We start from the raw sequence: 25,598 nt of genomic DNA, 5'->3' as shown, positions 1-25,598 counted from the left end.
GGAGATGCCCGAAAACCCGCTAAACTGGGCGTCGACATGATTCAGACGATTGATCTTCGCGAGCTCCGCCCCGGCCGTGCCGAGCTCACCGCCCTCCTGCCGCGTCCCACCGTGGACATCTCCGTCGCGATGACAGCCGCGAGCACCCTCATCGATGAGGTGCGCACAGGTGGCGAGGCGGCGCTGCGTGAGCATGCCCGTCGCTTCGACGGGGGCGAGCCCACCAGCATTCGGGTGTCCGCCGAGGCCATTGCCGCCGCGGTGGAGGCGCTGGATCCCGCCGTGCGCGCGGCGCTGGAAACCGCGATCGAGCGGGTGCGTCGCGCATCCGCCGCTCAGGTACCCGCATCCCGGGTGACCGAGCTCACCGATGACTCGCGCATCGTGCAGCGCTGGCAGCCCGTAGACCGGGTGGGTCTCTACGTGCCCGGTGGCAAGGCCGTCTACCCGTCGAGTGTGATCATGAACGTGGTCCCGGCCCAGGTGGCCGGGGTGACCTCCCTGGCGCTGACCTCGCCCGCCCAGCGCGACTTCGATGGCAACGTGCACCCGGTGGTGCTGGGGGCCGCCGGTCTGCTGGGGATTACCGAGGTCTACGCGATCGGTGGCGCCAGCGCCATCGGCGCCCTGGCCTACGGAGTGCCGGACATCGGTCTGGAGCCGGTGGATATCGTCACCGGCCCGGGCAACATCTACGTGGCTGCCGCCAAGCGCCTGGTCAAGGGCCAGGTGGGCATCGACTCCGAGGCCGGTACCACCGAGATTCTGGTGATCGCCGACGCGCACGCCAACGCCGCCTATGTGGCCGCCGACCTGATCAGCCAGGCCGAGCATGACGAGGCAGCCGCCTCGCTGCTGGTCACCGATTCGGCCGAGTTTGCCGAGTCGGTGCGCGCCGAGCTCGCTCGTCAGACGGCCGAGACCCCCCACTCCGCCCGCGTGGCCCAGGCTCTGGCCGGTCCGCAGTCGGCAATCGTGCTGGTTGCCGACCTGGCGGCCGCCGCCGAGTTCAGCAACGCCTACGGTCCCGAGCACCTGGAGATCCAAACCGCCCACAACTCCGAGGTGCTGGGCAACATCACCAGCGCCGGGGCGATCTTTGTGGGGGAGCACTCCCCGGTGAGCCTGGGCGACTACCTCGCCGGGTCCAACCACGTGCTGCCCACCGGCGGTCAGAGCCGCTTCTCGGCGGGCCTCGGTGCCGCCACCTTCCTGCGTCCGCAGCAGATCATCGAGTACGGCCCGGCCGGGCTGGAAGAGGTCGCCGCGGGCATTCGCGCGCTTTCCGATGCCGAGGCCCTGCCCGCGCACGGCGACGCCGTCGCGATCCGTTTCACTCCGTCCGCTCAGTAGTCTGGTACCCCGATGCACTGTCCTTTTTGCCGTAACCCCGACTCCCGGGTGATCGATTCGCGCACCAGCGATGACGGCCTCTCCATTCGCCGACGCCGGCAGTGTCCCAAGTGCGGCGGCCGATTCAGCACCTCGGAGACCGCGAGCCTGAACGTGATCAAGCGCTCGGGTGTGGTGGAACCCTTCAGCCGCGACAAGGTCGTGGCGGGTGTGCGTAAGGCCTGCCAGGGACGCCCGGTGACCGATCCCGATCTGGCGATGCTCGCCCAGACCGTGGAGGAGACCATTCGGCAGACCGGCACCAGCCAGATCAACGCCAACGAGATCGGCCTGTCCATCCTGCAGCCGCTGCGCGAACTGGACGAGGTGGCCTACCTGCGCTTCGCCAGCGTGTACCAGGCGTTTGAATCGCTCGAGGACTTCGAGTCGGCGATCGCCGCCCTGCGCGCCGGAACCGCCTAACCAGACTCCCCTTATTCCCCGTTCGCCCACGCCCAGCTTGGACCCCGCATGTACCCGTTCCTGTTCAAAACCGTTCTGACCCGCTTCTCGCCCGAGCAGGCACACCACCTGGCCGCGACCGCGATCCGGGCCATTCCTCGGGTGGGACTCGGCCGGGCCGCGCGTGCGTTCACCGCCGGGGGAGCGGACCTCTCGGTGCGTACCCTGGGCATCACCTTCCCGACCCCGTTTGGCATCGCCGCCGGCTTCGACAAGGACGCCACGATGATCGAGGGTCTGGGGGTCCTGGGCTTCGGCCACATCGAGGTGGGCACGATCACCGCCCACGCACAGCCGGGCAACCCCAAGCCGCGCCTCTACCGGCTGCCCACCGACCGTGCGCTGATTAACCGAATGGGTTTCAACAACCACGGAGCCGCCGAGGCCGCCGAGCGCATTCGCGCCCTGCGGGCCAGCGGAAAGTCCCTGCCGGTGATCGGCATCAACATCGGTAAGAGCCGCGTGGTGGACGTGGATAGCGCGATCGAGGACTACCTGGAGAGTGCCCGCCTGCTGGCCCCGGTCGCCGACTACCTGGTCATCAACGTCAGCTCGCCCAACACCCCGGGCCTGCGCGGCCTCCAGGAGCTGGACCGCCTGGAGCCCCTGCTCACCGCGGTGAAGGCCGCCTCCGGTCGCACGCCGCTGCTGCTCAAGATCGCCCCGGACCTCGAGGATGATCAGGTGGCCAAGATCGCCGAGCTGGTGGTCTCCACCGGCCTGGACGGCATCATCGCGACCAACACCACGATCGGCCGTGACGGCCTGGACACTCCCGCCGAAAAGGTTGCGGGCATGGGGGCCGGTGGCCTCTCCGGTGCGCCGCTCAAGGCTCGCTCGCTCGAGGTCCTCCGCCTGATCCGCGCGGCCGTCCCCGCCGAGCTGTGTGTGATCTCCGCCGGCGGCGTGGAGACCGCCGAGGAGCTGAACGAACGCCTCGAGGCCGGTGCCACGCTGGTGCAGGGCTACTCGGCCTTCATCTACCGCGGCCCGCTGTGGGGACGCGAGCTCAACCGCGGCCTGGCCGGGATCCGCGCCGCGCGCCGGGTCTAGCCTGCCGCGCGAACACGCGCACAACAAAACACCCGCCGAGAAGTTCTCGGCGGGTGTTTTGTGTGGTCTGCGACCGGGTTACTGCGGGTACTGGCGGCGACGCACCTGTGGCTTGGGCAGGCGCAGGAAGCGCATCTGCAGGGCCCGCATTGCCGCATACCAGCGCACACCCTTTTCGGCGTAGCCGTACTTGGCGGTGAGCTTGCGACGCAGGCGCAGGCCGAGAATGACACAGTCGAGAATCGCGATCAGCAGCAGACCCCACACCACGAAGAGGGAGTAGGCGGCCACCCGGGTGTCCTGAATGAACGAGGCGATGACCACGAGCAGCAGCAGCGGCATCAGCCACTCGCCGGCGCTGAAGCGGGCATCCACGAAGTCACGCACGAACTTCTTCTGCGGTCCGCGGTCGCGGATGGGAAGGTAGCGCTCCTCGCCGTTGGCGAGGCCCACGCGGGCCTTTTCGCGCTCGACCGACATCTGGGCGCGAGCCTGCTTGGCCGCTTCCTTGCGGTCGTTCGGGACGAGGGGACGCTTATTTGCCGCCTCGCGCTCCTTGCGGGTGGGGGTGGGGCGTCCCTTACCAGCGGACGCGTTCAGCCGCGCCTCGGTCTGGTCGAGGGATTCCATGCCCGGCTCTGCCGGCGTGCCGTTAGTCTGCTTAGTCACTTATTGATCCTTGGGTTGGCGTTACGCTCTAAGATTACCCGTATGAACGCCTCGAACCACACCATCCCGCAAAACCTGCACGATCCGATTGAGCTGAGCCTGCGCGAGACCGTGCAGAATCAGCTGCCGCGCACCCTCGCCGACCTGGGCGACCTGGTGCGGATTCCCAGCGTGGCCTGGGATGGCTTCGACCACGATTTTGTGCGCCAGAGCGCCGAGGCCATCGCCGAACTCGCCCGGGACACCGGCGTCTTCGACGAGGTAGTGATCTCGCAGGCGCCGCTCGAGGGCTCGACCGAGCTCGGCCAGCCGGCGATCCTGGCGACCCGCAAGGCGCGCGCGGGGGCACCCACCGTGGTGCTCTACGCGCACCACGACGTGCAGCCGCCCGGAGACGACGCCGAGTGGAACACCCCGGTCTACGAGCCCACCGTGGTGGGGGACCGCCTCTATGGGCGCGGATCGGCCGACGATAAGGCCGGCGTGATGTCGCATATCGGCGCCATTCGTGCGCTGCGCGAGGTGGCCGGCACCGACTTCAACCTGGGCATCACCCTGTTCATCGAGGGGGAGGAGGAGTTTGGCTCCCGCTCGTTTGCCAATTTCCTTGCCCAGCACCGGTCAGAGCTCGCCGGCGACGCGATCGTGGTGGCCGACTCGGCCAACTGGGACACCGAAACGCCGGCGCTCACCGTGAGCCTGCGTGGCAACGTGACCTTCCGCCTCACCGTGCGCACCCTGGATCACGCGTCGCACTCGGGTATGTTCGGGGGCGCGGTTCCGGATGCGATGCTGGCAACTTTCCGCCTGCTGAACACGCTGTGGGACGCCGAGGGTTCGGTGGCCGTGCCCGGGCTGATCGTTCGCGAGGCCGAGACCCCCGCCTATGATGAGGCCCAGCTGCGCCTAGAGACCGGACTGACCGAGGGCGTCAGCCCGATCGGAAACGGCTCGATCCTCGGCCGAATCTGGGACAAGCCCGCCATCACCGTGACCGGTATCGACGCCCCGAGCATGAAGAATGCCTCCAACACCCTGATCCCCGCGGTCACCGTGCGCGTCAGCGTGCGTATCGCCCCGGGCCAGGACCCGCAGCAGGCGCTCGAGGCGATCACCGCCCACCTGGAGGCTCACACCCCCTTCGGTGCCCAGATCTCGATCGATGACGCCGACACCGGCAGCCCGTTCCTGGTAGACACCAGCCACCCCATCGTCACCACGGCCAAGCAGGCCATGGCCGACGCCTGGGAGGTGGCCCCGGTTGAGCTCGGCATCGGTGGCTCGATTCCGTTTGTGGCCGATCTTGTCCGCGAGTTCCCCGAGGCGGCGATCCTGATCACGGGTGTTGAGGACCCGCACTCGCGCGCTCACAGCCCGAACGAGTCGCTGCACCTGGGTGTATTCCACCGCGCCACGCTGACCGAGGCGCTGCTGCTGGCGCGTCTGAACGGCCAGACCAAATAATTTTCTGAATTCCGGGAATCCTCGATCGATGATCGCGGTTATCCTGGTTGAAGACCGTGTCCACCGCGGCACCCGTCACGAAGGAGAAACATGAGCGACGCAACAACCCTGACCGAGGCCCCCGCCCACGGTGTGGCGCTGACCGATACCGCGGCCGACAAGGTTCGTAGCCTGCTGAACCAGGAGGGTCGCGACGACCTGCGCCTGCGCGTGGCCGTGCAGCCCGGTGGCTGCTCGGGCCTGATCTACCAGCTCTACTTTGACGAGCGCTTCCTCGATGGCGACGTAACCGTCGACTTCGACGGCGTCGAGGTCATCGTGGATGGCATGAGCGTTCCCTACCTCGATGGTGCCACCATCGACTTCGAGGACACCATCCAGAAGCAGGGCTTCACGATCGATAACCCCAACGCGGGCAGCTCCTGCGCCTGTGGAGACTCGTTCGCCTAAATCGAGATAACTTCGACACTCCGACCGAATGGGGCCCATTTTGGGCCCCATTCGGCGTTTTTTCAGTCTTTCTTGGGAAAATGAGGGTGCGTATGTAGAGCTTTGGGCCTGAATGGTCCCGAACGTGCCCCACATTCGGGATACACTGGACGCTGAACCAATAGTGTCTTTGCGAAAGGTCCCAGGTGCGCTCGAAACGTAGACTCCGCTGGGCTTCACTCCCGTTAGCCGCCGCGCTTGTCGCGGTGCTAGCCGGTTGTACCCAGGCCGAGCTTCACGGCTATCTCCCCGGCTTCAATAACGAGGGTGAGACCCCCGTAACCAACCACACCGAGAGGGTTGCTGCCCTCTGGACTCACTCGTGGATTGTCCTGCTCGTCGTCGGTGTTCTGACGTGGGCTCTGATCATTTGGGCAATTGTTGTCTACCGTCGCCGGAAGGGCCAGACCGGCCTGCCCGTGCAGATGCGGTACAACATGCCCATCGAGATCCTTTACACGGTGATTCCGCTGATCCTGGTGGTGGGCTTCTTCGCCTTCACCGCCCGCGATCAGGCGGCCATCGAAACCCAGTACGAACACCCCGACGTGGAGATTCAGGTCTTCGCGAAGCAGTGGTCCTGGGACTTCGTATACCCCAAGTCTGTAGACGGCCAGGATGTCTGGACCGCCGGTGTGCAGGCTCGTCAGCTCGAGGGCGGCAAGCCCGGCGAGCTCGACCCCAAGAGCATTCCGGAGCTTTACCTCCCCGTAGGTAAGACCGTGAAGATCGCCCTGGAGTCGCGTGACGTCATCCACTCCTTCTGGGTGGTGGACTTCCTTTACAAGAAGGACATGTACCCGGGTAAGACCAACTACATGTCGTTTATCCCGCAGCGCGAAGGCGAGTTCGTGGGTAAGTGTGCGGAGCTGTGTGGTCAGGACCACTCGATGATGCTCTTCAACGTGAAGGTTGTGTCCCAGGCTGACTACGACAAGCACCTCGCCGATCTGAAGGCCGCCGGCAACGTCGGAAACTTCGGTAGCGAGTTCAACCGTAACCAGAACCTTCCCGGCATCGACAAGCCTGCCGAGGCCGAAAAGGGAGAGGGTCACTAAACGATGTCTACTACTTTGAACATCCCGGCCGGTCAGGCCAGTGTCCTCAACCGGTCACGGGTTGAGAGCAAGGGAAACATCCTGGTCAAGTGGATCACCTCCACCGACCACAAGACCATCGGGTACATGTACCTGATCGCGTCCTTCATCTTCTTCTGCATCGGTGGCGTCATGGCGCTGCTGATCCGTGCACAGCTCTTCGAGCCCGGTCTCACCGTGATCGAGACCAAGGAGCAGTACAACCAGCTGTTCACCATGCACGGCACGATCATGCTGCTGATGTTTGCAACCCCGCTGTTCTCGGGTTTCGCAAACGCACTGATGCCGCTGCAGATCGGTGCTCCCGACGTGGCCTTCCCGCGTCTGAACGCCTTCGCCCTGTGGCTGTACGTCTTCGGTAGCCTCATCGCCGTGGGTGGATTCCTCACCCCGCAGGGTGCCGCCTCGTTCGGTTGGTTCGCGTATGCGCCACTATCGAGTCAGACATACTCACCGGGTATCGGTGGAAACCTCTGGGTTCTGGGACTGGCGATGTCCGGTTTCGGTACCATCCTCGGTGCCGTGAACTTCATCACCACGATCATCACGATGCGTGCCCCGGGTATGACGATGTGGCGTATGCCCATCTTCACCTGGAACACCCTGGTGACCTCGCTGCTGGTTCTGATGGCCTTCCCGGTCCTGGCCGCCGCACTGTTTGCGCTGGCTGCCGACCGAGTCTTTGGTGCCCATATCTTCGACGCCGAAAACGGCGGCGTGATGCTGTGGCAGCACATGTTCTGGTTCTTCGGTCACCCCGAGGTGTACATCATCGCCCTGCCGTTCTTCGGTATCGTGTCCGAGATCTTCCCGGTGTTCAGCCGCAAGCCGATCTTCGGTTACAAGACCCTGGTTTACGCAACCATCGCGATCGCCGCCCTGTCGGTGACCGTGTGGGCCCACCACATGTACGTGACCGGTTCGGTCCTGCTGCCGTTCTTCGCGCTGATGACCATGCTCATCGCCGTGCCGACCGGTGTGAAGATCTTCAACTGGATCGGTACCATGTGGCGCGGTTCGGTCACCTTCGAGACCCCGATGATCTGGTCGCTCGGCTTCCTGATCACCTTCGTCTTCGGTGGTCTGACCGGCGTGATCCTGGCATCGCCGCCGCTTGACTTCCACGTCTCCGACACCTACTTCGTGATCGCCCACTTCCACTACGTGGTGTTCGGTACCGTGGTGTTCGCGATGTTCGCCGGATTCTACTTCTGGTGGCCCAAGTGGACCGGCAAGATGCTCAACGAGAAGCTGGGTTACTGGCACTTCTGGCTGCTGTTCATCGGCTTCCACACCACCTTCCTGATCCAGCACTGGATCGGCGTAATGGGCTTCCCGCGTCGTTACTACACGTACTCGCCCGCGGATAACATCACCTGGATGAACCAGCTCTCCACCATCGGATCCTTCATCCTCGCGGTCTCGCTGATTCCGTTCTTCCTGAACGTGTACATCACCGCCCGCAAGGCACCGAAGGTCACCGTGAATGACCCCTGGGGTTATGGTGGATCGCTCGAGTGGGCCACCTCGTGCCCGCCCCCGCGTCACAACTTCACGTCGATCCCGCGGATTCGCTCCGAGCGTCCCGCCTTCGACCTGAACCACCCCGAGGCTGCCGAGTTCACCGGCCGCGATACCCCGGCAATTACGACCGTTGAAGAAGGAGGAGCGAAGTAATGAAGTCCAACATTTCGATCCTCTGGATCCTCGCCGTCTTCTGCCTGATTCTGGCGGGTGTCTACACCTTCTGGAACGTCATCGACCCGGCCCACGGCCGCGTCGAGTGGGTTGGTACCGTGGCCCTGCTGCTCTCGGCCATCCTCTCCGGCTTCATCGCCTTCTACCTGCGTCTGGTTTACCGGTCCCAGGGGGGCGAGCTGCCCGAGGACAACGTGGCCGCGAACATCGATGACGCCGACCCGGAGATGGGACACTTCGCTCCGTGGAGCTGGTGGCCGTTCGTTCTGGTTGGCGGTGCCTCGGTGGTCATCATCGGCATCTCGGTCGCCCAGGAGGGTAACTTCTGGCTGGCCTGGTTCGGTGCCCCGATCGTCCTGGTCGCGCTGGTCGGCTGGGTCTACGAGTTCTACCGCGGTCGTTTCGCACACTAAGGTTCAGTAACACACGGGCGGGCCCGCTTCCCTTTGGGAGGCGGGCCCGCTTTGTTGTACCCGCGGCACCCGAGTAGGCACGACCCAGCCGCAGTACGCGGCGCACCGCCGCGCATAGCAGCTGCCTCCAGCTCGCAGCTTGCCGCAGCACACGGAGCCGCAGCACGGATTGCTCGATGATGAGCGACCTACGCGGCAGCCGGCATCGGCGGGCGAAGGCTCAGCGGTTGCGCGTGAGCCGCCTGAGCGCGCGCAGATAGCCGTGCGAGGCGTAGGACTGCCCGAGGAGTGTCAGGGGATAGATCGGGCTCCAGCGGGGCGCACGCGGCCGCCAAAAGCCGCGCAGACGGAACCAGACGGCGTCGTCGGGTTCATGGGTGATCAGGAAGTGCTCCTGCCCCTCCTCGCGGTGCCGGGGGTCCGCCTCATATCCGAAGCCGTGGGCGAGGGATCCGGGCATGAGATCGAGCCCCGGGCCCTCGGGCGGAATGCCGGCCCAGAGGATCTCGCAGTGCACGGTGGTCAGCGTGATCGGAACCAAACGCGGCAATGGCCGGTATCGCATCCGAATGGTCGCGCCCACGATATCGGATGCCGCACCCGTAGCACAGACCAACAGTCCGGACTCGTGGTGCAGCCGCCAGGAGTCGACGTCGGCCAGAACCCGGGCGTGCAGCGCCGCCCCCACACCCACCCGGAGGTCGTAGCGAATCTCGCGAAACCCCGTGGGCGTTTCCGAGCCGCCATAGTGTGGCGGAGACAGAGCGGAGGAGGGCGTCACGTTGGCTCGATTCGAGGTGGATGGATCGGTCCGCGGTCTATCGCGCCGGCTCGGGCGGTCGCACGGTCGAAGTCACCCCAGAATACCCGGTGCTCAGAGACGACCGCTCAGGGGGCACCTGGGCGCCGCGGGGGAGGGGAGTGGGTGCGCGGCACACACCCGGTTAAACACCGAGTGCCGGATCCTCCAGTGGAGAATCCGGCACTCTTCTGTGACGTGCTGTGTGGGGGAGCGCCTAGTGGTGCTCGTCGTCCCCGTGCGACTGGTCCAGCTCGTTCTGGGTGACCGGAGCGATCCGGTCCTCGAAGAACCAGCGGGACATTGCCGCGCGCAGGCGCATCGAACCGGTGATCTTGCCCTGAGCATTCGGGCGGAGCATAACCGGAGCGTTGTCCTTGTAGCTCACGAGATCCCAGCGCTCATAGTCGGATACCTGCTCGTGAACCTCGATGTACTCGCCGCCGGGGAGGCGGACAATGCGTCCGGTCTCGTAGCCGTGCAGCGCGATCTCGCGGTCCTTCTTCTGCAGACCCAGGCAGATGCGCTTCGTGACGAAGTACGCAATGACCGGTCCGAGGAAGAGCAGGGCCTGCAGGGTGTGAATCACACCCTCCATGGTCACCCGGAAGTGGGTGGCGATGAGGTCCGAGCTCGCGGCGGCCCACATGACCGCGTAGAAGGTCACACCGGCAGCACCGATAGCGGTACGGGTCGGGGCGTTACGCGGGCGGTCCAGCAGGTGGTGCTCACGCTTGTCGCCGCTGACCCACGCCTCGATGAAGGGGTAGATCAGGACGGTCACGATGAACAGACCCAGGATGATAACCGGCAGCAGGATTCCGAAGCTCCAGGTGCGGTCCAGCCACACAAACTCGAGGTGCGGCGGGGCCAGACGGAGCATACCGTCGGCGAATCCGATGTACCAGTCGGGCTGGGTACCCGCGGACACGGGCGAGGGGTCATACGGTCCGTAGTTCCAGATCGGGTTGATCTGGAAGAACGTCGCGCAGGCCATGATCACACCGAACACGATGAAGAAGAATCCACCGGCCTTGGCTGCGTACACGGGGAGGATCGGGAAGCCGACCACGTTATCCTCGGTGCGGCCCGGGCCGGGGTACTGAGTGTGCTTGTGCACAATCAGGAACATCAGGTGCAGGGCGATGAACACGATGACCAGCGCGGGCAGGATCATGATGTGCAGCGAGTAGAGACGACCCACGATGTCCTCACCCGGGAACTCTCCACCAAACAGGAGGAAGGAGATCCAGGTGCCGACCAGCGGGAAGGACTTGATCATGCCGTCGATGATGCGCAGACCGTTACCGGAGAGCAGGTCATCGGGGAGCGAGTAACCGGTGAAGCCCTCGGCCATGGCGAGCACGAAGAGGACAAAACCGATGACCCAGTTGATCTCGCGCGGCTTGCGGAACGCGCCGGTGAAGAACACGCGGAGCATGTGCAGACCGATCGAGGCCACGAACAGCAGGGCGGCCCAGTGGTGGACCTGGCGCATGAGCAGACCACCGCGGATATCAAACGAGATGTCCAGGGTCGAAGCCATAGCGGCCGACATGTGCACACCGTTCATGGGGGCATAGGAGCCCTCATAGGTGGTGTGGGTCATGGCTGCGTCGAAGAAGAAGGTCAGGAAGGTTCCCGACAGCAGGATCACAACGAAGCTGTAGAGCGCGACCTCTCCGAGGAGGAAGGACCAGTGATCCGGGAAGATCTTGCGACCGAACTCCTTGACGGCGCCCGAGATGCTCGTGCGCTCGTCGAGGTAGTTGGCAGCCTTGCCGGTGAAACCACCGGACTGCTTAGCGGGGGCCGTCGGTGCGGCCGTTGCGGTACTCAATGACGCTCCCAGAAGCTCGGTCCGACAGGCTCGTGGAAGTCACTCTGAGCGACGAGGTAGCCCTCATCGTCCACGGTGATCGGGAGCTGCGGAAGGGGACGGGCGGCCGGACCAAAGATCACGGTCGCGTGGTTTGCCACGTCGAACTGCGACTGGTGGCAGGGGCACAGCAGGTGGTGGGTCTGCTGCTCGTACAGGGCAACCGGGCAACCCACGTGGGTGCACACCTTCGAGTAAGCAACGATGCCGTTGTAGGACCAGTTCTTACGCTCGGGGAGCTCGTTCAGGTCCTCGGGCTTCAGACGCATGAGCAGAACGATGGCCTTAGCCTTCTCGTTCAGCACGTCCTTGGCGTCGTTGAGATCCTCGGGGATGACGTGGAACGCCGAACCCAGGGTCACATCGGAGGCCTTGATGGGCGCGCCGGAAGGGTCACGCGCCAGGCGAGTGCCCTTCTTCCACATGGTGTGGTGCAGCAGCTCTACCGGGTCCTCGTCGTACGGTGCCAGACCGCGGAACAGGGCCACGGCGGGCAGCGGGAAGACGACCAGGGCGCCGATCAGCGAGTTGCGGATGAGCGAGCGACGGCCAAAGCCGGACTCCTCATTCGCCTCCTCGAAGATCTCGATGGCGCGGGCGCGGGTCTCGTCGGTACCGCGCACGGGGTGGCGGTGGTCCACGGACTCGTGGTCGGCCATGAGGGCCTTACCCCAGTGGACGGCTCCGATACCCAGGGCCATCAGGGCCAGGGTGGCACCGAGGCCGATGAAGAGGTTGTTTGACCGAACCAGTTCCATCTGACCGTCGATCGGGAACATCATGTAGGCGGCAACCGCCCACAGGCTTCCCACGGCGGAGAGGAAGAAGAGGATGAAGACAGTGCGCTCGGCCTGCTTTTCCTTCTTCGGGTTCAGGTCGGTGACGCGCTGACGGTGTTCCGGGTGACCCGGGTTCTCAACGGCGTCGGGGCTCACCACGCCTGTGCCGGAATCTTCCGGCAGCAGGTCATGGGAAGAGGAGTTCGCAGCGGCGAGATCCTTGCCGCTGTTATCGTCCTGTGCCATTGTGCTCCTTACGTGATTGCAGTGTCATGATCAGGGCCGTCCTAGTTGGACTTGGCCGTGATCCAGACCGTAAGCGCCACAACGGCGCCGAGGCCAAAAATCCAGATGAACAGACCCTCGGCCACCGGGCCGAGCGATCCGAGTCCGATACCACCGGGGTTACCGATCTTCTCCTGGTACTTCAGCGCGGTGATGATGTCGCGCTTGCCCTCGGGGGAGATGTTCATGTCGTTGAACACCGGCATGTTCTGCGGGCCGGTGATCATTGCCTCGTAGATGTGAGCCGGGGTAACCCCGACCAGGCTGGGGGCGAACTTGCCCTCGGTCAGTGCACCACCGGCACCGGCCACGTTGTGGCACATGGCGCAGTTGATGCGGAAGAGCTCCGCACCGTGAGCGGCGTCACCGTCTGCATCCAGGTACTTGGCGTCCGGGATGGAGGGGCCGGGAGCCGTGCTTCCGACGTACACGGCGAGCTGGTTGATCTGCTCCTGGGTGAACTGAACGGGCTTCTTCTGAGCCTGGGGTCCGTGGCCCTGCATGGGCATACGGCCGGTTCCGACCTGGAAGTCGACCGCGGCGGCACCCACACCGATCAGGCTGGGACCGTCGCTGGTGCCCTGGGCCTCGAGACCGTGGCAGGTGGCACAGTTCGCCTGGAACAGCTTCTTGCCGTCCTCAACGTTGGACTGGCTGGCTGCGGCCGGCGCGGGCTGAGCGTTGGCGGTGGTTGCGCTCACCGCGGCGTAGGCGCCGCCGGTGAACAGCAGGCCGACAGCAATAAGCGCCGCGGCGGCAGCCGGGGAACGGCGACCGGTGCGGCGGCTCTTGCCGGCGGCTGGACGTGAAGTTTTGCGTGACATGGCTTTATTAGGCTCTCGGTTGTTATCTCAGGACGTACACGACGAGGAACAGAGCGATCCACACAACGTCAACGAAGTGCCAGTAGTAGGACACAACGATGGCGCTGGAGGCTTCCTTGTGACCAAAGTTCTTCACGGCGTAGCCGCGACCGATGATCAGGAGGAAGGCGATCAGTCCGCCGATAACGTGAATGCCGTGGAATCCGGTGGTGATGTAGAACGCGGATCCGTAGGCGTCAGAGTTCAGCGCGACTCCCTCGCTGACCAGGGTGGCGTACTCCCAGATCTGGCCGGCGACAAAGATTGCACCAAGGGCATAGGTGAGGAAGAACCACTCAACCATTCCCCACTGGCTCGGCTTAGGCCCGGTCGACCGCGGCTGGAGACGCTCGGCTGCAAACACGCCCGCCTGGCAGGCAAAGGAGGAAGATACGAGGATCAACGTGTTAATCAGCGCGAACGGCACGTTAAGTACGGACGTTCCGTGAGCCCAGATTTCGGGGGCTACGGAACGCAGGGTGAAGTAGATCGCGAACAGACCCGCGAAAAACATGACCTCTGAACCCAGCCACACAATGGTGCCCACGGCTACGTTATTGGGTCTGTTGATCTTCGGGGCTTTCGCCGCATAGTTCAAAGAAGTGCTCGTCACTCCTCCATTATGGCTGATTTGCGGGCGAGTATTGGCCATTTCCCGTCTCGCTGGACCTTCACAAGGGGTTAGGGCTACCTAAGTTTTCGCCGTGAATTCACCCTGAATGTCCGAGATTCCGCGGCTTTCCGGTCGTGGTGTCGGCAAAACGTCGGCATAAAGGTTTTTGCGGGCCGGAGCGTCGCGGATACCAATATGCTTGACCTATGTTGGATACCTTCACCTGGCCCTCCCTGTTCACCTCTCTGCTGTCCGGCGAGAACCTCAGTGTCGCCGAGGCGACCTGGGCAATGCAGCAGATCATGAGTGGAGCGGCGACTCCGGCGCAGATTGGCGCATTCCTGGTCGCCCTGCGCTCCAAGGGGGAGACCGTGGATGAGGTGGTGGGTTTCCGCGACGCGATTCTGGAGCACGCACTCCCGCTGCCGCTGGACTCGATGGCACTCGACATCGTGGGTACCGGAGGGGACCGCTTCGGGACCGTGAACGTCTCCACCATGGCGGCGATCGTCTCGGCCTCGACCGGGATCCCGGTCATCAAGCACGGTAACCGCGCCGCGAGTTCCGCCTCCGGTTCCAGTGACGTGCTGGCGGCCCTCGGCATCGACCTCTCGCTGGCACCCGCCGCCGTGGCCGATGTCGCCCGCGAGACCGGCGTGACCTTCGCCTACGCCTCGGCTTTCCACCCCGGATTTGCCCACGCCGGACCGGTCCGTGCCCAGCTGGGGATTCCCACCGTTTTCAACTTCCTGGGCCCGCTGACCAACCCGGCCCGCCCCGAGGCCTCGGCCGTGGGCGTTGCCCAGGCCGACCGGGTGCCGCTGATCACCGGGGTGTTCCGCACCCGCGGGGCAACCGCGCTGGTGTTCCGCGGGGACGATGGGCTCGACGAGCTCACCACCACCGGACACTCGCACATCTGGGAGATCACCCGCGGACGGATCGCCGAACACGACCTCGACCCCGGGGATTTGGGGATCGCCCGGGCGCGGATTGAGGACCTGGTGGGTGGCGATCCGGTGCGCAATGCCGAGATCGTGCGCGAAACCCTGGCCGGCCGGGTCGGACCGGTGCGCGATATCGTCCTGCTGAACGCGGCGGCGGGCATCGTGTCCTACCGCCTCGCCGAGGATCACACCCAGATGGAGCAGCCGATCCTCGCCCGCTTCCGGGACGCCCTGAAGGTCGCCGCCGAGGCTGTTGATTCCGGGGCTGCCCTCGCTAAGCTGGATCAGTGGGTCGCCGCAACGTCGCGTCGATCCGAGCACACGGCATAGCCGCCGCACCGGGCCACAAGCCCGGCGGCGCGAGTTTTGGGAGATATCGGTGAAGAAGCTGATGAATGATCCACGCGCGGTGACCGAGCAGGCCGTGGCCGGTTTTGTGCGCGCCCATGGCGCGCGTCTGCGGCGCGTGGGCACCGGCTACGGGGTGGCGCGCGCCGAGCCGCTGCTGCCGGGTACCGTCGCCGTGATCGGTGGCGGGGGGAGCGGACACGAACCCCTGCACGTGGGGGTTGTGGGTGCCGGTGCCCTGGCCGGGGCCGTGCCCGGTGAGATCTTTAGCGCGCCCACGCCCGAATCCATTCTCGAGGTGGTGCAGGCGACCCACGCGGGTGCCGGGGTGCTGTTTGTGGTGGGGAACTACTCGGGGGATCGCTTCAACTTTGAACTCGCCGCCGAGCGCTGCATCGCCCTCGGGATTCCGGCACGCCTGGTGGTGGTGTCCGACGATGTGGGGCTGGGCTCGCTGATCCCGGCCGATCGCCGTCGGGGAATCGCCGGCATGCTGGTGGCCCTCAAGATTTTGGGGGCCGCCGCCGAGCGTGGCGACGACCTGGAGACGCTGGTGGACATCGGCGAACGGATCAATACGAACCTGGCCTCGATGGGGGTGGGCCTGCGCGCGGGGACCTCACCGCTCGCGGACGTGGCCAGCTTTGACCTCGGCGAGGACGAGATGGAGGTCGGCATCGGCATCCACGGCGAACTCGGCCGTGACCGGGTACCCCGGGGGCGTGCCGACGAGATCGCCGAGCTGCTGCTGACCGAGATCCTGGCCGAGTTGGGGGCCACGCCCGCGGACACACTCCTGGTGTTTGTGAACGGGATGGGCGGGACCCCGCCGGGGGAGCTGGCGCTGTTTTTTGACAGCGTCGCCCGAGATCTGGAGGGGCGCGGCTATGTGATTGGCCGCTCCCTGGTGGGTGCCTATGTGACGGCACTTGATATGCAGGGCGTCTCGGTGAGCATCGCCCGGCTGGATCCCGAGCTACTCTCGCTGTGGGACGCCCCGGTGGACACCCCGGTGCTGCGCGCGCCCTAGCGTGCCGCGACGGTGCCCGCCGAGAATGATTTTTGTCAGTGAAGGAGAAAAGATGACCCTGAATGCCGAATGGGCCGCCCGGTGGCTGGTTGCCGCGGGCGACGTCTGCGATCGCGACCGTGCCTACCTCAGCGAGCTTGACCGCCTGATCGGAGACGGTGATCACGGCGAGAACCTGGCACGCGGTTTTGGTGCCGTGCGTGGCCAGCTGCTCTCGAGCCCGGGTGGGGAAACCCCGGCCGAACTCTTCCGCACCGCGGCCCACACGCTGATCTCCACCGTGGGTGGGGCCTCGGGACCGCTCTACGGGACCGCGCTGATGCGGGCCGCCGAGGCGCTCCAGGGACGCAGCGAACTCGATGCCCAGGGGGTGGTGGACCTGATCGGTGCCGCCGCCGAGGGGATCGCCGCCCGCGGCGGTGCCGAGGCCGGAGACAAGACGATGCTGGATGCATGGCTTGCCGCACAGGCCGAGGCCCGGGCGGTTCAGACCGCGGGAGGCTCGGTCGAGGAGGTCATCGAGGCAGCCGCCCGCGGTGCCGAGGCCGGGGCCGAGGCCACCGAGCCCATGGTGGCCAAGCGGGGGCGCGCGAGCTACCTCGGGGAGCGCTCCCGCGGACACCGCGATCCCGGGGCTGCCTCCAGCGCGCTGCTGCTCGAGGCCGCGGCCGCGGCGGTTCGCTCGTGACCCGAGGGGTTGTGCGCGCGGACGGATGGATCCGATGACCGCAAAGTCCACACGAGTGGGACTCGTCATCGTCTCCCACAGCGGACGCATCGCCGAGGGCGTGCGTGAGCTTGCCGGCCAGATGGCCCCGAGCATCACGATCCTCGACGCCGGCGGGGACGCCGAGGGTGGGCTCGGGACCGACTTTGCCCGGGTGAGCGACGCCCTCACCGGGGCCGATGCCGGTGCCGGCGTCCTGGTCCTGGCGGATCTGGGCTCGGCAATCATGACGGCCGAGTCGGCGATCGAGTTCCTCGATGCCGAGCGTCGCGCGCGCGCCCACGTCTCCCCGGCCCCGCTGGTCGAGGGGGCGGTGGCCGCGGCCGTCGCCGCCGAGCAGGGCGGTGATCTGGCGGCCGTGATCGCCGCCGCGCTGACGGCGGGGGATGGGAGCCCCGCGGACGCCGTAGGCAGCGCCGACGCGCTGGCGGCCGAGGAACACCGGCCCGATGTGGCCGCCCTGGGTTATGCGCGCAGCGTCGTGGTAACCAACCCCGAGGGGTTGCATGCGCGCCCGGCGGCGGAGTTTGCCAAGCTGGCCGCTACCTTCCCGGTCGCGGTCACGGTTAATGGGCGCGACGGCAAGAGCCTGCTGCAGATCATGTCCCTGGGACTGATGCCCGGTGCCGAGGCCGAGATCGCCTCCCCGGACCCCGACGGTCGCGTGGCGGTTGATGCGCTGGCGGATCTGATCGAGTCTGGATTTGGTGATCGGGGCAGCGCCGCGCCCGGGAAGTGAATTTTGTCCCAACGCGGGCCCGCGGGCGTGTCGTGGAGAGGATCCGCGCGCCTTCCGCGTGCCCCGTTTTGGGGTCATCGTAACCGTGGGTAAATGACTGCGCCGGATAACGAGCGTGCAGTACTGTCGGAGGCGGATCGAGCGTGTTTTTAGGGGGCTCGACCATCAATCGAAAGGACTGCTATGGCTTCCAGCATCTGGGAAAACTTCTGGAACGTTTTGGCGCTGCTGCTCTACATCGTGGTGTTTGTGAGCTATCTGTTCGCGCTGTTCGCCGTGATCTCGGACCTGTTCCGTGACCACAAGCTCGCCGGTGGCTGGAAGGCTCTGTGGATCGTGGGACTCATCTTTATCCCGATCCTGACGCTGCTGGTCTACCTGATCGCCCGCGGTAGTGGCATGGCCCAGCGCTCCGCCGAGGCTCAGCGTTCGGCTCAGAACGCCGCCGACGCGTACATCCGCGAGGCCGCCGGTAAGGCGACCCCGAGCGATGAGATCGCGACCGCCAAGGCGCTGTTTGATGACGGTGCCATCAGCGAGGAAGAGTTCGCTCACCTCAAGGCCAAGGCTCTCGCCCGCGCCTAACGCCGAGCGTCACGGCCTCCGCCCCCTCCGTTCGAGAGGGTGCGGGGGCCGTTTGCGTTGGCGCGGGGCGGGTTCCGACACGCCGGGGCATAAAAATGGCCCTCGCACATCCTCCCGGTGGGGAGTTTCTGCGAGGGCCGTGGTGGTGCCGGTGGTGGGACTCGAACCCACACGTCCTTTCGAACAAAGCATTTTGAGTGCTCCGCGTCTGCCATTCCGCCACACCGGCTAACGTCGATATCTGAAACTGTATCGTACAATTGAACCGTGACTGAGCAAGAAGCAACCTCTACCCCCGCCCCGCGACGCGTTGTTGTCGCCGAGGACGAATCCCTCATCCGTATGGACATCGTGGAGATCCTCCGCGACAACGGATTCGAGGTGGTAGGCGAGGCCGGTGATGGCGAGACCGCCGTCGCCCTCGCAACCGAACTGCGTCCGGACCTGGTGGTCATGGACGTGAAGATGCCCCAGCTGGACGGCATCTCGGCAGCCGAGCGCCTGCACAAGAACAACATCGCCCCGGTGGTGCTGCTGACCGCGTTTAGCCAGAAGGAACTGGTGGAGCGTGCCAGCGAGGCCGGCGCGCTGGCCTACGTGGTTAAGCCGTTCACCCCGAACGACCTGCTGCCGGCCATCGAGATCGCCCTGAGCCGCCACCAGCAGATCCTCACCCTTGAGGCCGAGGTCGCCGACATGGTCGAGCGCTTCGAGACCCGCAAGCTGGTGGATCGCGCCAAGGGCCTGCTCAACGAGAAGATGGGCCTGACCGAGCCCGAGGCGTTCCGCTGGATCCAGAAGGCGTCCATGGATCGCCGTCTGACCATGCACGATGTGGCCCAGGCCATCATCGAGCAGCTCAGCGCCAAGAGCTAACACACACCCCAACAAAAACGGGCCCCGTCGAAGGACGGGGCCCGTTTTGCTGTCTGCGGCTATCGCGTCGGCTTGTCCTTGATCAGGTTGGTGATCCGGATGGTCGAGCAGCGACGGCCGTTCTCATCGGTCACCACGATCTCGTGCACGGTCAGCGTGCGGCCCAGGTGGATGGGGGTGCAGACACCGGTGACGATGCCCGAGGTGGCCGAGCCGGTGTGGGTGGCGTTGATGTCCACCCCCACGGCGACCCGATCGGCGCCGGCAAACAGGTTCGCGGACATCGAGCCGAGCGATTCGCCCAGCACCACGTAGGCACCACCATGGAGCAGGCCGATCGGCTGGGTGTTGCCCTCAACCGGCATGGTGGCCACCGAGCGTTCGACCGAGAACTCGGTGAACTCGATGTTCATCTTTTCGGCCAGGGCCCCCATGCCACGCTCCACGAGATAGCGCATGCCGGGGTTGTCGGCGGAGGTTGTGTCGGTCATCTGCTGCCTTTCGATGCGGAGGGGATGGGTCCAGCCTAGGAGAGGATCCCGAGCGCGGCCAGGGTTCCCAGCAGGCTGCTGGCCACCAGCGCAAACGCGACGATTCCGGCGATCCAGGCGCGGCGGCGCTTGGTGCGGGCACGCTGGGCGAGTTCGGCGGGGGTGTAGTCGTCAACGTTCCAGTCGGTCATGATTCCTCGTTTCGGGGATGGGGATCGGCGTCCCCCCGATACTCCCACACTGGCCCGGGCGGGAACGGCTGCCCGGGCGGCGTGGGGGATATCGCCGTGACGGGGGTCCCTTGTAGGCTGGGGCTGTGTCGGAAAACAAGAAGCCTACCCTCCTGATCATCGACGGCCACTCGCTGGCCTTCCGGGCCTTTTACGCGCTCCCGGTCGACAGCTTTAAGACCCGTGACGGGCAGCACACCAACGCCATCCACGGCTTTATCTCGATGCTGCTCAACCTGCTGAAGAACGAGTCGCCCACCCACGTTGCCGTGGCATTTGATATCTCGCGATTCTCCTTCCGTACCCGTGAGTACCCCGAGTACAAGGGCACACGGGGGGAGACCCCGAGCGAGTTCATCGGCCAGATCCCGCTGCTGCAGGAGACCCTGGCCGCGATGAACATCACCACGATCACCAAGGAGGACTTCGAGGCCGACGACATCCTGGCCACCCTCTCGGTGCGCGGCACCGAGGCCGGCTATCGGGTGCTCGTGGTCTCCGGTGACCGGGACGCGATCCAGCTGGTCAACGATAATGTGACCCTGCTCTACCCCTCGCGTCAGGGTGTGTCCGACCTCACCCGCTACGATCCCGCCAAGGTGCACGAGCGCTACGGCATCCGTCCCGAGCAGTACCCCGATGTGGCGGCGCTCGTGGGCGAGACCTCCGACAACCTGATCGGCGTGCCCAAGGTCGGCGAGAAGACCGCGGTCAAGTGGCTGGGGCTCTACGGCAGCCTGCAGGGTATCCTGGACAACGCCGACAACATCACCGGCAAGGTCGGCGAGAGCTTCCGCGAGCACAAGGAAAACGCCGTCCGCAACCGTCGCCTGAACCACCTGGTGCGCGATGTAGAGCTGCCGGTCACCGTTCAAGATCTTGAGCGCAAGCCGATCGACGCCGATGCCGTGCGCGACATGTTTGCCCGGCTGGAATTCCGTACCCTGTTGGATCGCGTCTTCAAGCTTGAGGGTGTCGTGGCCGATGCCCCGGCCGAGCCCGTGGCCCCGGCCGCGGTGGCCCCCGCGGTTCAGGAGTTGCTGGATGAGGAGCTGGGTGCCTGGCTGACCCGCAACTCCGCCGCGCACCCGGGTGGTCTGGCGCTGCACGTGGATGTGGTTGAGGGGTTGCCGACCGCGATCGGGATCGCCTCCGAGACCGAGTCCACTCTGCTCGCCTGGCACGCCGGCAGCGCCGACTATTCGCCGTTTGAGGCGTGGCTGGCCGGTCCCGATCCCAAGATCCTCAACGATGCCAAGCCCGTTATCAAGGCGTTCACCCACGCGGGCCTGGCCTTCGAGGGCCTGCGCACCGACACCCTGGTGGCCGGCTGGCTGCTGCGCCCGGCGAGCCCGGACAAGACCCTGGGCGACCTGGTCACTCGCTACCTCGATGAGCACATGCCGGTGGACGACCCCAACCAGCTGGTTCCCGAAGACAACGCGGACAACCCGGCGCTCAAGGCCTGGTACGTCGCCCGCGTGGCCGCCGCGCAGATCCTGGCGCTGGACGAGGGCTCGGCCCGCGTGCTGCGCGACATCGAGACCCCCTCGACCCCGATCCTCGCCCGGATGGAGGAGTTCGGCGTGGCCGTGGATCACGACCTCCTGGCCGGACTCTCCGAGTCGCTCGGCGTGACCGCCGCAGACCTGGCCGCCCGCGCCTACGCGGAGATCGGTCGCGAGGTCAACCTGGGCTCGCCCAAGCAGCTGCAGGAGGTCCTCTTCGACCAGCTGAACATGCCCAAGACCCGAGCCAATAAGACCGGCTACTCGACCGATGCCGACTCGCTGGCAGATCTTCAGGCCAAGGCGCCGCACCCGTTCCTCGGGCTGCTGCTGGAGCACCGCGACGCCACCAAGCTGCGTCAGATCGTCGAGACCCTGGACAAGGCGATCGACGAGGAGGGGCGCATTCACACCTCCTATATTCAGACCGGCACCAGCACCGGTCGGCTCTCCTCGGCCGACCCGAACCTGCAGAACATTCCGGTGCGCTCCGAGGTGGGTCACCAGATCCGCTCGGCATTCACCGTGGGCGAGGGCTTCGACTCGCTGCTGACCGCAGACTACTCGCAGATCGAGATGCGCATCATGGCGCACCTCTCCGGTGATGCGGGCCTGATTGAGGCGTTCCGCAGCGGCGAGGACCTGCACCGCTTCGTGGGTGCCCGGATCTTCGGGGTCGAGCCGGCGGAGGTGACCCCGCTCATGCGGACCAAGGTCAAGGCCATGTCCTATGGTCTGGCCTACGGACTCAGCGCGTTTGGTCTGTCCAAGCAGCTGCGCATCGACACCGCCGAGGCCAAGCAGCTCATGGGAGACTACTTCGCCCGCTTCGGTGCGGTGCGCGACTACCTGCGCGACGTGGTCGAACAGGCCAAAATCGACGGCTACACCACCACGATCTTCGGTCGTCGTCGCCTCTTCCCGGATCTCGCCAGCGCCAACCGTGTGCTTCGTGATAATGCCGCCCGCGCGGCGCTGAACGCCCCGATTCAGGGCAGCGCCGCCGACATCATGAAGATCGCGATGATCAACATCGATGCCGACATGCGCGAGCAGGGTCTGGAGAGCCGGATGCTGCTGCAGGTGCATGACGAACTGATCTTCGAGGTCAAGGCCGCCGAGGCCGAAACCCTGGAGACCATCGTCCGAGAGCGCATGGGGTCCGCCGCCGACCTCAGCGTGCCGCTCGAGGTTCAGGTGGGCCACGGTCTGAACTGGGACGCAGCCGCGCACTAGGGCTCCCTCCGTACCCGGCATGAAAATGCCCGCTCGGATGTCGTTTTCGACATTTGAGCGGGCAATTGTGCATTTAGGGCGCGACCCGGGCGGCGGCGCTCCGGGATTATCCCGCGCGGTTCTGTCGCCGGTCGCCGGGGGAGGGATACGCTGGGGGCATGAGTGAGAACGTTTCCCGTCCCCAGACTCCGATTGACCGCATTGCCGAGGCATGGGTAGACACCCTGGTGTCGCTGAGCCCGATGACCGGCACCTATATCGGCCGCACCGAGGCCAACGAATTTGTGGGTGACTACTCGCCCGCGGGCCTGGCCGCCTACCGGGCCGCGGCCGCGGCCGTCATCGAACAGCTCGACGACGCCGAGGTGCAGGACAAGCAGGACCGGGTGACCCTGGCCGACCTGCGCGGCGCGCTGCAGCTCGATATCGAGATCCACGATGCCGGACTGCCGCTGCGCGACCTCAACGTCATCGCCTCGCCGCCGCAGGAGATCCGCGACGCCTTCGACCTGGTCCCCACCGAAACGGCCGAGGACTGGGCGATCATTTCGCGTCGTCTGGCCCGGGTTCCCGCGGCCCTCGCCGGCTACATCGAGACCCTGCGTCTCGGCGTGGAAAAGGGCATCACCCCGGCCAAGCGTCAGGTGATCGAGGTCGCCGACCAGTCCGACCGCAACGGCGCGACCGACGGCTTCTTCCCGTCCTATATTGCCGCCGCGGGTGAGGCCGGCGCGGCCGTACGCGCCGAGCTGGAGGCCGGTGCGGAAGCCGCCGCCACCGCCTATCGCGAGCTGGCCGGCTTCCTGCGCGACGAGCTCTCCCCCGTCGCAACCGAGGTGGATGCCGTGGGTCGCGAGGCCTACTCGCTGTTCTCGCGTCGCTTCCTCGGCGCCGAGATCGATCTGGACGAGACCTATGAGTGGGGGATCCAGGAGCTCGCCCGCATGGTTGCCGAGCAGGAGGCCATCGCCGACCAGATCCTCCCTGGGGCCACCGTGCACGAGGCCATCGCGCACCTCGAGCAGGACCCGAACATGAAGCTGCACGGCGTGGACGCCCTGCAGAAGTGGATGCAGGAGACCAGCGACCGCGCGGTTGCCGAGCTCGGTGCCACCCAGTTCGACATCCCCGAGGAGATCCGCACCCTCGAGTGCATGATCGCGCCGACCCAGGAGGGTGGCATCTACTACACCGGTCCGACCGACGATTTCTCGCGTCCGGGCCGCATGTGGTGGTCCGTTCCGCAGGGCGTCACCGAGTTTGACACCTGGCGCGAGCTCACCACCGTGTACCACGAGGGTGTGCCCGGTCACCACCTGCAGATCGGTCAGGCCGTGTACAACCGCGACCAGCTGAACTCGTGGCGTCGCCTGCTGGCCGGCACCTCCGGTCACGCCGAGGGGTGGGCCCTCTACGCCGAGCGTCTGATGGACGATCTGGGCTACCTGAGCACCCCGGCCGATCGCCTGGGCATGCTCGATGGCCAGCGCATGCGTGCGGCCCGCGTGGTTCTCGACATCGGTGTGCACCTGGGCAAGCAGCGTCCCGACGGCCAGGGAGTCTGGACCGCCGAATACGCATTTGAGTTCCTGGCGCAGCACGTAAATATGAACGAGGGCTTCGTACACTTCGAGGTCAACCGCTACCTCGGCTGGGCCGGTCAGGCACCGTCCTATAAGGTCGGTCAGCGCATCTGGGAGCAGCTGCGCGATGACTACCGGGCCGAGGCCGGGGAGTCCTTCGATATTCGCGACTTCCACCGCGAGGCCCTGGGCCTGGGTGGCGTGGGTCTCGATACCCTTCGCGACGCGCTGCGCGCCGAAAAGTAGGGGAGACTCGGGGTGAGTGCACCAAGGCACGTCGTACTGGCGGGGGTATCGGGCTTTATCGGTGCGCACCTCGACTCCTATTACCGGGGGCTCGGGGCCCGGGTGAGCCGCATCGGCCGCTCGGGTCCCGATGCCCGCTGGGGGGAGCGGGAGAAGATTGCCGCGCTGCTTGATGGCGCGGACCTGCTGATCAACATGGCGGGGAAGAGCGTGAACTGCCGCTATCACGAGGCGAATCGCCGAGAGATTCTGCGTTCGCGGGTCGAGACCACCCGCGAGCTGCGCGAGATCGTGGCGGGCCTGAAGAATCCGCCGCCGGTGTGGATGAACGCCTCCACGGCGACGATCTACCGCGACGCCCGGGATCGTCCGATGACCGAGTCCACCGGCGATATCGGCTCCGGATTCTCGGTGTCGATCGCGACCGCCTGGGAGGCCGAATTCTTCGCCGGCGACCTGCCCGGGGTGCGCCGGGTGGCGCTGCGGATGGCGATCGTGCTCGGCGATGGCAGCGCCCTGGTGCTGCTGACCCGCCTGGCCCGGCTGGGTATCGGCGGTCCGCAGATGGACGGACGCTGGCCCGCGAGCCGCGCCCGCCTGGCCGCCGGGACCTACCACCGCTTCGGCGGGGGAGGCGGAACCCAGAAGATGAGCTGGGTCCACATCGACGATGTGATCTCGGCGATCGAGTTCATCCGTGAGCACGAGGAGCTGGACGGGGCGATCAACGTGTCCTCCCCGGGGACCGTAACCAACGCCGAGTTCATGCGGGAGCTGCGTCGGAGCGTCGGGGCACCGTTCGGGATGCCCGCGTTCCGCTGGATGATCGAGCCGGCGATGGCGGTCCTGCGCACCGAATCGGAGATGATCCTCAAGAGCCGCTGGGTGATCCCGGAAACCCTGGAGAATGCGGGATTCACGTTCGGATACCCGACCCTGGCCCCGGCACTGACCCAGATCGCGACATACCGCGCGATCCCGGCTTGAAGTCGGGCGAGTCGCCGGGATAAGATAGAGCGTCACGCTCGTGACAAATCTATCCGTTCTGCCGTGATGATCAACCCGTGTCACCAACCAGGTGACCCGGCCATGACGGC

25 protein-coding genes and 1 tRNA gene are annotated in these 25,598 nt (G+C 65.8%); 17 read left to right on the top strand and 9 right to left on the bottom strand.

Annotated features, from left to right (window positions below; translation table 11 throughout):
- Positions 1–36 precede the first annotated feature (36 nt).
- The 3 genes from hisD to C7C57_RS09260 are packed head-to-tail and all read left to right on the top strand — an operon-like array spanning position 37 to position 2,907.
- Positions 37–1,353: a histidinol dehydrogenase gene (hisD, locus tag C7C57_RS09270; protein WP_187976188.1), complete on the top strand. Its 1,317-nt coding sequence runs from the start codon at positions 37–39 to the stop codon at positions 1,351–1,353.
- A 12-nt stretch (positions 1,354–1,365) separates the two neighbouring features.
- A complete protein-coding gene (gene nrdR / locus C7C57_RS09265; RefSeq protein WP_121687970.1) occupies positions 1,366–1,815 on the top strand; it encodes a transcriptional regulator NrdR in 450 nt (149 codons plus the stop codon).
- Between the two features lie 48 nt (positions 1,816–1,863).
- Complete coding sequence (locus tag C7C57_RS09260) at positions 1,864–2,907, top strand: quinone-dependent dihydroorotate dehydrogenase (RefSeq protein ID WP_187976187.1); 1,044 nt, start codon at positions 1,864–1,866, stop codon at positions 2,905–2,907.
- 78 nt (positions 2,908–2,985) lie between these two features.
- On the opposite strand, the gene C7C57_RS09255 is transcribed toward C7C57_RS09260, so the two are convergent.
- Positions 2,986–3,576 carry a DUF3043 domain-containing protein gene (locus tag C7C57_RS09255; protein ID WP_030143339.1) on the bottom strand — a complete coding sequence of 197 codons (591 nt, stop codon included), beginning with the start codon at positions 3,574–3,576 and terminating at the stop codon, positions 2,986–2,988.
- A gap of 42 nt (positions 3,577–3,618) precedes the next feature.
- Here C7C57_RS09255 and C7C57_RS09250 point away from each other — a divergent pair, with 42 nt between their 5' ends.
- The 5 genes from C7C57_RS09250 to C7C57_RS09230 all read left to right on the top strand — a co-directional run bounded on the left by C7C57_RS09250 (position 3,619) and on the right by C7C57_RS09230 (position 8,737).
- A complete protein-coding gene (locus C7C57_RS09250; protein ID WP_051701515.1) occupies positions 3,619–5,040 on the top strand; it encodes a dipeptidase in 1,422 nt (473 codons plus the stop codon).
- A 90-nt stretch (positions 5,041–5,130) separates the two neighbouring features.
- Entirely contained in the window at positions 5,131–5,490 is a 360-nt protein-coding gene (erpA, locus tag C7C57_RS09245; RefSeq protein ID WP_030143341.1) for an iron-sulfur cluster insertion protein ErpA, read from the top strand.
- 185 nt (positions 5,491–5,675) lie between these two features.
- Positions 5,676–6,587: a cytochrome c oxidase subunit II gene (gene coxB, locus C7C57_RS09240; RefSeq protein ID WP_030143342.1), complete on the top strand. Its 912-nt coding sequence runs from the start codon at positions 5,676–5,678 to the stop codon at positions 6,585–6,587.
- A gap of 3 nt (positions 6,588–6,590) precedes the next feature.
- The gene (gene ctaD, locus C7C57_RS09235) at positions 6,591–8,303 is read left to right on the top strand and encodes a cytochrome c oxidase subunit I (protein WP_051701516.1); all 1,713 of its coding nucleotides are present in this window, start codon (positions 6,591–6,593) and stop codon (positions 8,301–8,303) included.
- Positions 8,303–8,737, top strand: coding sequence for a cytochrome c oxidase subunit 4 (locus C7C57_RS09230; RefSeq protein ID WP_030143344.1), 435 nt, complete (start codon positions 8,303–8,305; stop codon positions 8,735–8,737). Before ctaD ends, C7C57_RS09230 begins: the two co-directional genes overlap by 1 nt.
- Before the next feature lie 220 nt (positions 8,738–8,957).
- On the opposite strand, the gene C7C57_RS09225 is transcribed toward C7C57_RS09230, so the two are convergent.
- From C7C57_RS09225 to C7C57_RS09205, 5 genes are all read right to left on the bottom strand, one after another.
- Positions 8,958–9,518: a DUF1990 family protein gene (locus C7C57_RS09225; protein ID WP_187976186.1), complete on the bottom strand. Its 561-nt coding sequence runs from the start codon at positions 9,516–9,518 to the stop codon at positions 8,958–8,960.
- Between the two features lie 235 nt (positions 9,519–9,753).
- The gene (locus C7C57_RS09220; protein ID WP_187976185.1) at positions 9,754–11,376 is read right to left on the bottom strand and encodes a cytochrome bc complex cytochrome b subunit; all 1,623 of its coding nucleotides are present in this window, start codon (positions 11,374–11,376) and stop codon (positions 9,754–9,756) included.
- Complete coding sequence (locus tag C7C57_RS09215) at positions 11,373–12,440, bottom strand: ubiquinol-cytochrome c reductase iron-sulfur subunit (protein WP_030143347.1); 1,068 nt, start codon at positions 12,438–12,440, stop codon at positions 11,373–11,375. The genes C7C57_RS09220 and C7C57_RS09215 overlap by 4 nt, the downstream gene beginning before the upstream one ends.
- A 41-nt stretch (positions 12,441–12,481) precedes the next feature.
- On the bottom strand, positions 12,482–13,303 hold the full coding sequence (locus C7C57_RS09210; protein ID WP_187976184.1) for a c-type cytochrome: 822 nt from the start codon (positions 13,301–13,303) through the stop codon (positions 12,482–12,484).
- A gap of 22 nt (positions 13,304–13,325) precedes the next feature.
- Positions 13,326–13,994, bottom strand: coding sequence for a heme-copper oxidase subunit III (locus tag C7C57_RS09205; protein WP_081863820.1), 669 nt, complete (start codon positions 13,992–13,994; stop codon positions 13,326–13,328).
- 167 nt (positions 13,995–14,161) lie between these two features.
- Between C7C57_RS09205 and trpD the strand changes: the two genes are divergently transcribed.
- From trpD to C7C57_RS09180, 5 genes are all read left to right on the top strand, one after another.
- A complete protein-coding gene (gene trpD / locus C7C57_RS09200; RefSeq protein WP_187976183.1) occupies positions 14,162–15,232 on the top strand; it encodes an anthranilate phosphoribosyltransferase in 1,071 nt (356 codons plus the stop codon).
- 49 nt (positions 15,233–15,281) lie between these two features.
- Positions 15,282–16,280, top strand: a complete 999-nt coding sequence (locus C7C57_RS09195; protein ID WP_187976182.1) for a dihydroxyacetone kinase subunit DhaK — start codon at positions 15,282–15,284, stop codon at positions 16,278–16,280.
- 52 nt (positions 16,281–16,332) lie between these two features.
- On the top strand, positions 16,333–16,968 hold the full coding sequence (gene dhaL, locus C7C57_RS09190) for a dihydroxyacetone kinase subunit DhaL (protein ID WP_187976181.1): 636 nt from the start codon (positions 16,333–16,335) through the stop codon (positions 16,966–16,968).
- Positions 16,969–17,002: 34 nt separating this feature from the next.
- Positions 17,003–17,746 (top strand): dihydroxyacetone kinase phosphoryl donor subunit DhaM, encoded by a 744-nt coding sequence (gene dhaM / locus C7C57_RS09185; protein WP_187976180.1) that lies wholly within the window; start codon positions 17,003–17,005, stop codon positions 17,744–17,746.
- Between the two features lie 183 nt (positions 17,747–17,929).
- On the top strand, positions 17,930–18,331 hold the full coding sequence (locus C7C57_RS09180; RefSeq protein ID WP_030143354.1) for an SHOCT domain-containing protein: 402 nt from the start codon (positions 17,930–17,932) through the stop codon (positions 18,329–18,331).
- A 143-nt stretch (positions 18,332–18,474) separates the two neighbouring features.
- Here the strand turns inward: C7C57_RS09180 and C7C57_RS09175 are convergent.
- Positions 18,475–18,560 (bottom strand) — tRNA-Leu (locus tag C7C57_RS09175).
- 38 nt (positions 18,561–18,598) lie between these two features.
- Between C7C57_RS09175 and C7C57_RS09170 the strand changes: the two genes are divergently transcribed.
- The gene (locus C7C57_RS09170) at positions 18,599–19,207 is read left to right on the top strand and encodes an ANTAR domain-containing response regulator (RefSeq protein ID WP_030143355.1); all 609 of its coding nucleotides are present in this window, start codon (positions 18,599–18,601) and stop codon (positions 19,205–19,207) included.
- A gap of 59 nt (positions 19,208–19,266) precedes the next feature.
- Here the strand turns inward: C7C57_RS09170 and C7C57_RS09165 are convergent, their stop codons facing one another.
- On the bottom strand, positions 19,267–19,698 hold the full coding sequence (locus C7C57_RS09165; protein ID WP_030143356.1) for a hotdog fold thioesterase: 432 nt from the start codon (positions 19,696–19,698) through the stop codon (positions 19,267–19,269).
- Positions 19,699–19,733: 35 nt separating this feature from the next.
- Positions 19,734–19,889, bottom strand: coding sequence for a hypothetical protein (locus C7C57_RS09160; RefSeq protein WP_156027375.1), 156 nt, complete (start codon positions 19,887–19,889; stop codon positions 19,734–19,736).
- A gap of 125 nt (positions 19,890–20,014) precedes the next feature.
- Here C7C57_RS09160 and polA point away from each other — a divergent pair, with 125 nt between their 5' ends.
- From polA to C7C57_RS09145, 3 genes are all read left to right on the top strand, one after another.
- The gene (gene polA, locus C7C57_RS09155; RefSeq protein ID WP_187976179.1) at positions 20,015–22,672 is read left to right on the top strand and encodes a DNA polymerase I; all 2,658 of its coding nucleotides are present in this window, start codon (positions 20,015–20,017) and stop codon (positions 22,670–22,672) included.
- Between the two features lie 158 nt (positions 22,673–22,830).
- On the top strand, positions 22,831–24,501 hold the full coding sequence (locus C7C57_RS09150) for a DUF885 domain-containing protein (protein WP_187976178.1): 1,671 nt from the start codon (positions 22,831–22,833) through the stop codon (positions 24,499–24,501).
- Between the two features lie 12 nt (positions 24,502–24,513).
- Positions 24,514–25,488 carry an epimerase gene (locus C7C57_RS09145; protein ID WP_187976177.1) on the top strand — a complete coding sequence of 325 codons (975 nt, stop codon included), beginning with the start codon at positions 24,514–24,516 and terminating at the stop codon, positions 25,486–25,488.
- The last annotated feature ends 110 nt before the right edge of the window (positions 25,489–25,598 follow it).

The sequence above is a fragment of the Mycetocola sp. JXN-3 genome (genome assembly GCF_014522285.1).
Lineage (GTDB): Bacteria > Actinomycetota > Actinomycetes > Actinomycetales > Microbacteriaceae > Mycetocola > Mycetocola saprophilus.
Note: the sequence above shows the minus strand (reverse complement) of the source record. Positions and strands in the feature narration are given on the sequence as shown.